Source organism: Paenibacillus oleatilyticus, assembly GCF_018998565.1.
GTDB classification, from domain to species: domain Bacteria; phylum Bacillota; class Bacilli; order Paenibacillales; family NBRC-103111; genus Paenibacillus_G; species Paenibacillus_G oleatilyticus.
In genome coordinates, this window is sequence record NZ_JAHNZO010000051.1 from 21,367 (window position 1) to 30,707 (window position 9,341).

The following is a 9,341-nucleotide window of genomic DNA, read 5'->3' on the forward strand; positions in this document are numbered from 1 at the left end:
TGATAGTAATGTGTGGAAAAATTCGATGAGGAGATGGTAACGGAATGAAAAAAATGTTAGCGATTTTTTTGGTATTAATCCTGATTATGACAAGTTCTTCTGTATTCGCTGCAGGTACAAGTCCAAAACAAAAATATAGCGGTGAGCAAATTTTCCGCGGTTTGGTTTTTGGGCAAGGGGAAGTAGCCAGACTTTTCCCTTCCATTTGGCCGGAAGAAATGCTGTTGAAGTTAAACAATCAACAAGCTTTTGCCGCAACCGAACAACTTATGCAACAGATCAAGCAGTTGGATCCGACTTACTTTGACCTGCTTGAAAAGGCAGCTTATAGCGGTAACCATCTTCAGGTGAGAAATGCATTAGCCACAGGCGGAGAACTCGTTGAAAAAACCGTGAAGAATCTTCAATTTAACCCTAATATCGGAAGAGGAACAGGAACATGCGCGGTTGCGGCTTGGGGATGGCTTGTCTATTTGGGCGCTGTGTTTACAACCGGGGCTGCCGTAACTCACGTAGCCCTCGTCAATGCGGCTGGCGGAATTACTGTTTATTTAGCTGTCGTTGCCGGTAAATACTTCTGGGCGTCCTCAGCTTCTCCGCACGATGCATCCCTCAAACAAGATATGATCGTTAACAACGTAGTTAAAGCATTCGCAAGATAAACAGCAAATTTAGTTTAAAATGGCACACACTGCAACTACGTGTGTGCCATTTTTGAATGTTATCTTGCCTATTAACCGTATAACCCTTGTTGCTTTTTTAAGTCAGATTCATAGGAGTTGTCAAAATATGCAGACCGTAACAAAAGATTCTCATGGGATCGTATTCTTTGATGGAGAATGTAATTTTTGCAATGGGTGGGTCAAATTTATTTATCGCAGAGACCGTCAGGGTGTTTTTAAATTTGCTTCCTTGCAGTCTCCGGCTGCGCAAAGAATTCTGCTTCAATTTAATCATCGTTTGGAGCGCATCGATTCTATCGTGCTTGTTGAAGAAGGAAAATACTATACAGAATCTACGGCAGTCCTTCGTATTCTTAAGAGGCTTGACGGACCGATCAAGTACGTCTACTTTTTTAAGATTATTCCTGCGAGTTTCAGAGACTGGGCTTACCGACTTTTTGCCAAAAAACGATACGCCTACTTCGGCCGACGATATGAATGTGAACTACCGAGTAAAGAATTAAGAGAGAGATTTGTCGATTGTGAATAATGAGATGTAAACCTTTATGATCTATATATCTTTCGGCATCAAATTACATATTGGCATCGTTTTAATCCGGAATAGAACATCATGCCAAAAAAATACGCCCATGAAATTTAACACTGTATTGACACACATTTCCACTTCTGCTATATACTATATATAACAGACGTAGCAGTTACAACAATAATGAAGAGACTAGGGAAATTCATTTCGGAGGTGCAAAGGGATGATCATTCGAATTGAAGCGGACTCAGAAGTTCCCATCTATGCACAACTGGTAAACAACATTATAGAAGGTATCGTGAATGGCCGCCTACGCCCCGAAGAACCCCTGCCATCCGTACGGAGACTGGCAAGCGACATTGGCATCCATATGCATACGGTAAACAAAGCGTATAAAATTCTTGAACAAGGAGGATTTATTCAGATTCACCGCCGGAAGGGCGTCGTCGTCCAAGCAACGCGCAAGTACGAGGACACAGAGAGGTATATCGATTATTTAAAGGGAGCGCTTCGGCCAATTCTCACGGGTGCAATCTACCGTGACATTTCGTTGGAACAAATTCATTCGGCAATTCTGGAAGTGTATTACGATATTGTCAATTCCGGAGGTGGAAAGTAATGCCCTTGGTAATTTTGTTTTTCATCTGGATTCCGATTATTATCATTAATGCCTTGGTTCCTTTTTGGTCTCAGCCAGGCATTTTTTTCGGGATATTGATTCCCAAGGAGCAAATAAGGCATCAAAAATTGCTTACCATCAGACGTAATTATTGTGTTGCAACCGTCGTCACAGCAATCCTATTTATGGGGCTATCTATACTTTGCGTGCAACGTGAGGTCATGAGTATGCTGGCTTCCATAGTTTATCTTATACCCGCTTACTTTGTAGTTCACATTCTGATCTACCTGCAGGGATACAGCGGGGTAAAACGTTTGAAGAAGGAAAAACAATGGACGGTGGAAAAATCATCTGTCATCGCTGTAGACACTTCAGAACATAATTGGTCAACGATTTCGAGAATGTGGAATCTTGTTCCGTTATGGCTTATTGCTGCCAACATTGTGTTTGTCGCTTGGAACTATGACCGGATCCCAGCCCAGATTCCTATTCATTACGATGCTTCCGGCCAAGTGGATCGAATAGCGCAAAAATCGGTCGGGATCATCTTTGCACTCAATCTCATTCAATGCTTGATGGTGTTAATTATGGCGGGTGTACAAGAGGCCATCATTCGAAGCAAACGGCAGGTTCACCCGGAGCAGTCTGAATCGACCAATAATTTAAGACGAAGCTCAAGACGCTATCAAGCTGCTGTCATTCATTTTATCACCTTAATTTCACTGGCGTTGTTTGCTTCTGTTCAATTTTCGATTATCGGGCTTATTGATTCCAGTCTGACCAACTGGACATTAATAGCTGCCATACTTCTGATTTTTGCCGCCTTGATTAGTTTGCCGATGGTTTTGAAAAAAAACAGAACCCTTGTGGCTGAAGCCAATGCCCATACCGTGTTTCCGGATGCCGGTTCAGATGAGCACTGGAAATGGGGATTGTTCTATGTAAATCGCAACGATCCGGCTTTGTTCGTGGAAAAAAGGGGCGGTGTCGGAATCACGATCAATTTGGGCCGGCTGACCGGTTGGGTTTTCTTAATAGCTCCCCTAGTTTTTGCAGGAGCCATTGTTCTTTTTAGTTTTTTTTGAAAAACCGACATATCGCACACCTTCGATGCCTATAATTAGGCCCCTTTAAGCTGACCGTATCCACGGATATCATTATGGTCAACCTTAAAGGGGAATTTCTTTTTCATATACTTTTCCATAGCGTATTTAAAAGCCGATCACTTCGCCTTGTCCTTATATCTTAATGCTAATATGTATTTGTCCAGTTCATTTGTTAACGGGGTTAATTCATAACTCACATCATCTAATGATAGGGTGCTGGTATATGTTAACTTGTTGTCCCCGTCACTGATCGTAAGGTAATATAAATATCCAAAACTACGGGATTGGTCGTTTTTTTTACGGAGCTTTATTTCTTTCAATTTGCTGGAAATATCACTAATTGTTTGTGCATCGTTGATTTTTACTACTTCTCCGCTATCTCCATACTTCACTTCAATTTTCGTAATGTTATTAAAATCGCTTTTTAATATGGTGGACAAGGGGATCGGAACAGCCGGGACATCTTTTAAGGCAATTTCATTGAGGTTCGCATTATAATCTATTGATATCCCTATATTTTCGGCAATGAATCTAATAGGGACATAGGCATGGTTTTCGTAATTTAATACCTTGTATACACTCATGTCCATTCTCTTCTCATTGAAGCTGATCTTCACTGGAAATAAGAACGCTTGAATGGCACCCGAGGCATAAACCATCGTTGACATGGAAACACATGCTCCGCACACAAATCCAATGACATACTTCCTCATTTTGTATTAACCTCCACAATATTGGTATAATTTGTTATACTCTACTGGCGCAACAAAGTTGCTTCCTTCACCTCTGCCTGAACGTTCCGTTACTGCGAAGCAAAGTATAACTCCTCTTTCAGATGTCCTACTCTGCTTAATCCAAATTACCGAAAGATCCGACCACTCTATGGATCCACTTTAAAGGAGAAATGTTATGGAAAAATTATGGATTTTCTTGGCTATTATTGCTAGCCCTATGATTGCATTCCTTTTTATGTATTTGTTTATTGGGTGTTTTGTCGAAGGAAAAGAAAGGCGGAGGGTGGCCGTTTCGATACTTTTTTCTATCCTGGTTTGGGTAACCTTAGGTTGTATTATAATGTCAGCAGGCTAAATACTAGGTTTCATCGTCAATCTTAAGGGGCGTGATAGATCATGAAAATGTCAAAACTCATCTTGGGCATTTGTTTAATAGCCTCATTAGCATTAAATGTTTACTTGATAAAGAATCAAATGACCTCCAATAATAAGCAGCAAAAGATTGATCTAGATTTTAAAGCGTCTATAGGAAGAATTTCCGGATCTCTTGATTCTGTAACCGATGGAAATTATACCGGTTATTTAACCGCGATCGAACATGCCTCCAAAGCACACGCATTATCCAAATATTCATCCTATAATCATGAGACGAGCAACATAACAGGCACAACGTCAGAGCTTATTCATCAATTTAGGAGTCTCTATGCTAATCAAAAAAATTTGACCGATAAAGAAAGACTATTGCAAGGTTTTCAACAATTATCGGCAGATCCCAATAATCGTGAAACTATGGACGACCTTCTTATGTTGCTGAATAAACAATAAAAATACCCCCTTGAGAGGGGGCGTGATCATTACTTATGTGTCTTCGTACCTTTTTTCCGGTGTAAGGGTTGGTGTTGCCTTTGGTGCTCCAATTGTTTTTGAAGCTCTTGTCTTTGTTCGATCGATTATGGGATTGGACGTGAGTGCTGTTCTTTTTGGTGTAGCTTTTTACTTTTGTCGCTGCAGAAGCAGAACCGGCGAAACTGAGTGCGAGCACGGCGCTCATCATGAGCAGGATCAGTTTTTTCATGGTTGTCCTCCTTCATTTCGAAATGAAAATCAGGACCATTTTGCCATATTTCCAGTTATTTGCGACCATAATTTTAAATACATGTTCGAAAAAAACAAGGGGATTCGTAGCGCAGCTTGTAGCGCCGTCGAATCCCTTTTTTGCGATCGTCCATCAAGCCGTCGTCTGAGCCGCACTGCCGGATTGGAGCTGGTACATGCGGTAGTACCGCCCTTGCAGCCGCATCAGTTGCTCGTGATTGCCCCGCTCGACGATCTCGCCGCGATGGAGCACAAGAATTTGATCGGCTTCGCGGATCGTAGACAGCCGGTGAGCGATCACGAACGTCGTCCGGCCTTCGCTGACGACCCTCAGCGCTTCCTGAATGAGTCCCTCCGTCTCGCTGTCGATGCTGGCCGTCGCCTCATCGAGTATGAGGATGGCCGGATCGAAGGCGAGCGCCCGCGCGAAGGAGATGAGCTGCCGCTGCCCGGCAGACAACGTGCTGCCCCGCTCAACCACCGGTTCGTCTATGCCGCCGGGCAGTTGTTCGACGAAGGAGGCTGCGCCGACATCCTTGAGCGCCTGGCGAACCTGCTCCGGCCCAATCCGTTCGTTGTACAGGCTCACGTTGAACTTGATGTCGCCTGCGAACAAGAACGGGTCCTGCAGCACGACGCCCATATGCTTGCGCAGCGCCTGCTTCGAAAGCGTACGGATCTCCGTTCCGTCGACGCGGATTTCCCCTTCCGTCGGCTCGTAAAAGCCGAGCAGCAGGTTCATGATCGAGCTTTTGCCCGAGCCGGTATGCCCGACAAGCGCGATCGTCTCGCCTTTTCGCGCCTCGAACGAAATACTGCGAAGCACGGGCTCTCCGGTTTTGTAAGCGAAGGTAACGTTATCGAAAACGACATGGCCTTCCGGCCGCGGTACTGCGTCCGATGAAGCCACTTCGGTGCCTTCGATGTCGAGCAGGTGGAACACTTTCTCCGCGGACACGACGGCCCGCTGCGCATTGAGCATTTGGTCGAAAATGCCAATGATCGGCTGAAAAAGCCGCCCCGTATAATCGATAAACGCATAGAACACGCCGAACGAGATCGAAGTCTGAAGCGATTGCCCGCCGAAATACCAGATGGCGCCGGCGGTAAAAAAGGCCCCGACGAGTCCCGTGAAATTACGCGAGGACAGCGAAAATACGCGGTTCTGCTTGATATGGTTCCGGTAACGGTCCTCGTTGAGCGCATCGAACTCCCGCAGGCGGTTCTTCTCCTGCCGGAACGCTTGCAGGATCGGCATGACCGCGATCGATTCACTGATCATCGCATTCATATCGCTCAGCCGGGCCCGCATGATCGCAACGTACTTTTGCGAAAATTTCAAATGAATGAACATAACGACGGCAAACAACGGAAGCAGCAGCAGCGAGACGAGCGCCAGCTTGACATCAAGCAAAAATAAGGCGATGTAGATGCCTGCGATGTTGATCGTGCTCACCACGAACGTTGCCATAAAGCTCATGAACAGATCGCGGATCGCTTCCGTATCGTTGGCAATCCGCGATACGACCTGCCCGATCGGCGTATTATCGAAATAGCGGATCGGCATCCGCTGAATGTGGCGCATCAGATCCATCCGCATCCGCTGGATGATACGCAGCGCCGTCGTCTGCAGCGTCAAGCCCTGCACGTAATGCAGAATGCTGCCAAGCGCAAGCAGACCGACGAACAGCCCCAACCAACGAGCGACCGGACCGACGTCATTCTGATAAAATTGCGCCGTCTCTGCCGCAGAGAGCTTGCGCGCCGGGTACACCTCGCTACCGCCTCCGGGCACCGTACGCTTCACCTCGGCCGCTTCCCCATCCTTCGCCGGGCCGACGAGCGACCATTGCCCTTCCAACGCAGCCGGCTGGCGTACCAAGTACAAGCCGCCCTCCAGCTGCAAAATCCGCGCGTCCTTCATCACGGACCGGTTAAAGACGGCGCCGCGGCTTTTCGCCTCCTCCATCCAATCCTGACGAATGTAGAATTTCCCGTCTATCTGCACCCGCTTGACCTCTTCCTTTGGCAGATCAAGGCCGGAGGCGATTTCAACCCACGGCAGCCCGATGGCCCCGATGTGACGGTCGATGATCGTTTTGGCGATAAACGGTCCGGCCAGCTCCGCGCTGACCGCACAGCACAGCACCAGCAGCGCTACCGCGATGCGGTATTTAAAAAGCAGCGCGTAACCGAGCAGCCTGCGCAAAATGGGTTTGCCCGATGATTCGTTCGTTTCTATGGCGATATGACTCACGTCCTTCCCGATTGGCCTGGAATCGCGGCCTTATGATGAAGCGTCCAGCAAGCTTGCTTCGAGCTGCTGACGCTCGAACTGCTCTTTATACCAGCCGCCGCGCTGCAGCAGTTGCTCGTGCGTGCCTTCCTCCGCGATGCGCCCGTCCTCCAGCACGACGATCCAGTCGGCATGCATGACGGCGGACAGCCGGTGCGTGGCGATCAGCGTCGTTTTCCCGGCGCGCTCCGCACGGATGTGCCCGAGAATGGCGCTTTCGGTGCGGGCATCCACAGCAGACAGCGAATCGTCGAGAATGAGAATTTCCGGATCGGTCAGCAAAGCGCGCGAAATGCTTACCCGCTGCTTTTGTCCGCCGGACAGCATGACGCCGTTCTCGCCAACGATCGTTTGCAGCCCTTCCGGCAGCTGCTCCACATCCTGCGTAAATGAAGCCATCTCAATGGCCCGGCTGATTTCCTCCGGCGAAGCGTTCGGACGCCCCAGCGCAATGTTGTCGCGCACGGACTTGGACAGCAGCAGATGCTCCTGCGATACGTAACCGATCCAGCCGCGTACGTGCTCGATCGCTAGCTCCTCGATCGGCACATCCGAAAGACGTACGCTGCCCGCCGGGGCCGGGTAGAATCGCAATAGTTGCTTCAGCAGGGTGCTTTTGCCGCTGCCAGTCCGCCCTACGATGCCGAGTGTCTGCCCGCGCTCAAGCCGCAGGGAGACGCCGGTCAAGCTATCTTGGGCCGCTCCCGGGTAGCGGAACGTAAGGTCGCGCAGCTCGATCGATTCCGGGCGGCCGACCTCTACGGGATGAGCAGGATTTTGCACGTCGGGCTGCTGCTCGAAGCTGCGCGTCAAGCGGTCGACGGAAGCCGTCCCGCGCTGCAGCACGTTGATGAACTCGCCGAAGGCGATCATCGGCCAGATCAGCATACCGAGGTAAATGTTAAACGAGACGAGCTGCCCGAGCGTAATGTCGTTGTGGAACACCAGATACGCTCCGTACCCTATGCCGATAACGTAGCTCAGGCCGACGATCAGCGAGATGGCCGGATGGAACAAAGCATTGATGGCGGCCACGCGGATGTTCTTATCCATTACGTCACGGGTGATCCGGTCAAATGCGTCGAGGTCATGCTCCTCCTGCACATACGAGCGGATCACGCGCATGCCGGAAATCGACTCCAGCGCTTGATCGTTCATCCTTCCGAATGCCGTCTGCGCGGCAATGAACCGCTTTCGCGTATGCTTGCCGAGAACGCTGATCAGCACCGTAAGCAGCGGCAGCGGCAGTAGTGCCGCCAGCATCAACTTCCAGCTGATGAACGAAATCATCGTCACGAGCACGACCGTCGTGCCGACAATCGTATTCACAAGCGTCATGACGCCATAACCGGCCGTCTGGCCGATGGCAGGCACGTCATTGGTGGCTAGAGCCATCAGTTCCCCGGTGCTGTTGCGCTGGAAAAAGGACGGCGACATCCGGGTCAAATGAGCGGTTAACCGGCTGCGCAGTAGCTTTTCGAGCAGCAGCGAATTGCCGAACAGCGTCGTGATCCATACGTAGATCATGATGTAAAGCACAACGGCCAAACCGATGAGCAGCAGCACGCTCTGCCGCAGCCCTTCGGCGGTCAGAGAACCGGTACGGATGTGGTCAATGACGCTTCCGATCATCCGCGGCGGCAAAATATTCAGCACGCTGACCGCAGCCATCAGCACGATAGCCAGCGCATACCGCCCCCAGCGGTCGCGAAAAAACCAGGCAAGGCGCCCGACAAACGACAAAGGAATCCACCTCTTTCTCTCTATGAATTGAAATTGCTTAGAGTATCCGAATTCTTGGTATAGGAAACATACATTCGCTTTTCACTCTAATACCATACCATATTATGGGCGTCTTGCCACCGGGAATTTTTTTATGAAATGAATTTTCTTGCCACTAACTTTGCAGGAAAAGTCAATCCATTTCATAGCTGGATTCTGGTATCATGGACTAAAACAAAAAAGGGCCCTCCCATTTATTCAACAACGGACAAGTGGTAGTATTAAATTATAAAGCAATCGTTTTTCGGCATAAAATAAAAAGAGCCTTCGCCGCTGGAACGGCAAAGACTCTAGGAAAAAAAGCTGTGGCCGAACCCCACGGCGCGCAAAGATTGAATCTAAGCGAAACCCACCGTTAGGCAGCCAACTTATCAAGACTTTTTTGCAAAGATATGAGTGCTATAAAGCACTCAGGCTGTCGATAAAGCTCTGTTTTTAAAGGGCTCGCTTGAATAATTAATTTAATTCCTGAAATATCGAGCATATAAAAAGCAGAAGAT

At 48.6% G+C, this 9,341-nt stretch carries 10 protein-coding genes; 6 read left to right on the forward strand and 4 right to left on the reverse strand.

What is annotated here, in order from left to right; translation table 11 throughout:
- Positions 1–44 precede the first annotated feature (44 nt).
- From KQX66_RS35385 to KQX66_RS35400, 4 genes are all read left to right on the forward strand, one after another.
- Positions 45–662: a sporulation delaying protein family toxin gene (locus KQX66_RS35385; RefSeq protein ID WP_216798234.1), complete on the forward strand. Its 618-nt coding sequence runs from the start codon at positions 45–47 to the stop codon at positions 660–662.
- A 127-nt stretch (positions 663–789) separates the two neighbouring features.
- Positions 790–1,212, forward strand: coding sequence for a thiol-disulfide oxidoreductase DCC family protein (locus KQX66_RS35390; protein WP_216798235.1), 423 nt, complete (start codon positions 790–792; stop codon positions 1,210–1,212).
- Between the two features lie 220 nt (positions 1,213–1,432).
- On the forward strand, positions 1,433–1,828 hold the full coding sequence (locus KQX66_RS35395; RefSeq protein WP_216798236.1) for a GntR family transcriptional regulator: 396 nt from the start codon (positions 1,433–1,435) through the stop codon (positions 1,826–1,828).
- Positions 1,828–2,913 (forward strand): DUF1648 domain-containing protein, encoded by a 1,086-nt coding sequence (locus KQX66_RS35400; protein WP_216798237.1) that lies wholly within the window; start codon positions 1,828–1,830, stop codon positions 2,911–2,913. The genes KQX66_RS35395 and KQX66_RS35400 overlap by 1 nt, the downstream gene beginning before the upstream one ends.
- A gap of 137 nt (positions 2,914–3,050) precedes the next feature.
- Here KQX66_RS35400 and KQX66_RS35405 read toward each other — a convergent pair whose 3' ends face one another.
- Positions 3,051–3,647, reverse strand: a complete 597-nt coding sequence (locus tag KQX66_RS35405; RefSeq protein ID WP_216798238.1) for a stalk domain-containing protein — start codon at positions 3,645–3,647, stop codon at positions 3,051–3,053.
- A 196-nt stretch (positions 3,648–3,843) separates the two neighbouring features.
- Here KQX66_RS35405 and KQX66_RS35410 point away from each other — a divergent pair, with 196 nt between their 5' ends.
- Together KQX66_RS35410 and KQX66_RS35415 are read left to right on the forward strand one after the other, a co-directional pair.
- Complete coding sequence (locus KQX66_RS35410) at positions 3,844–4,023, forward strand: hypothetical protein (protein ID WP_216798239.1); 180 nt, start codon at positions 3,844–3,846, stop codon at positions 4,021–4,023.
- A gap of 41 nt (positions 4,024–4,064) precedes the next feature.
- A complete protein-coding gene (locus KQX66_RS35415) occupies positions 4,065–4,493 on the forward strand; it encodes a hypothetical protein (RefSeq protein ID WP_216798240.1) in 429 nt (142 codons plus the stop codon).
- Here the strand turns inward: KQX66_RS35415 and KQX66_RS35420 are convergent.
- The 3 genes from KQX66_RS35420 to KQX66_RS35430 all read right to left on the reverse strand — a co-directional run bounded on the left by KQX66_RS35420 (position 4,471) and on the right by KQX66_RS35430 (position 8,802).
- Entirely contained in the window at positions 4,471–4,743 is a 273-nt protein-coding gene (locus KQX66_RS35420; protein ID WP_216798241.1) for a hypothetical protein, read from the reverse strand. The genes KQX66_RS35415 and KQX66_RS35420 overlap by 23 nt on opposite strands.
- 153 nt (positions 4,744–4,896) lie before the next feature.
- The gene (locus KQX66_RS35425) at positions 4,897–7,020 is read right to left on the reverse strand and encodes an ABC transporter ATP-binding protein (protein ID WP_438804224.1); all 2,124 of its coding nucleotides are present in this window, start codon (positions 7,018–7,020) and stop codon (positions 4,897–4,899) included.
- A 30-nt stretch (positions 7,021–7,050) separates the two neighbouring features.
- Positions 7,051–8,802: an ABC transporter ATP-binding protein gene (locus KQX66_RS35430; RefSeq protein ID WP_216798242.1), complete on the reverse strand. Its 1,752-nt coding sequence runs from the start codon at positions 8,800–8,802 to the stop codon at positions 7,051–7,053.
- Between the last annotated feature and the right edge of the window lie 539 nt (positions 8,803–9,341).

Excerpts from the sequence above, each read along its gene's own strand:
- KQX66_RS35405 (WP_216798238.1), bottom strand. The coding sequence starts at position 3,647 with ATGAGGAAGTATGTCATTGGATTTGTGTGCGGAGCATGTGTTTCCATG.
- KQX66_RS35400 (WP_216798237.1), top strand. The coding sequence starts at position 1,828 with ATGCCCTTGGTAATTTTGTTTTTCATCTGGATTCCGATTATTATCATT.
- KQX66_RS35385 (WP_216798234.1), top strand. The coding sequence starts at position 45 with ATGAAAAAAATGTTAGCGATTTTTTTGGTATTAATCCTGATTATGACA.
- KQX66_RS35420 (WP_216798241.1), bottom strand. The coding sequence starts at position 4,743 with ATGAAAAAACTGATCCTGCTCATGATGAGCGCCGTGCTCGCACTCAGT.
- KQX66_RS35390 (WP_216798235.1), top strand. The coding sequence starts at position 790 with ATGCAGACCGTAACAAAAGATTCTCATGGGATCGTATTCTTTGATGGA.
- KQX66_RS35410 (WP_216798239.1), top strand. The coding sequence starts at position 3,844 with ATGGAAAAATTATGGATTTTCTTGGCTATTATTGCTAGCCCTATGATT.
- KQX66_RS35395 (WP_216798236.1), top strand. The coding sequence starts at position 1,433 with ATGATCATTCGAATTGAAGCGGACTCAGAAGTTCCCATCTATGCACAA.
- KQX66_RS35415 (WP_216798240.1), top strand. The coding sequence starts at position 4,065 with ATGAAAATGTCAAAACTCATCTTGGGCATTTGTTTAATAGCCTCATTA.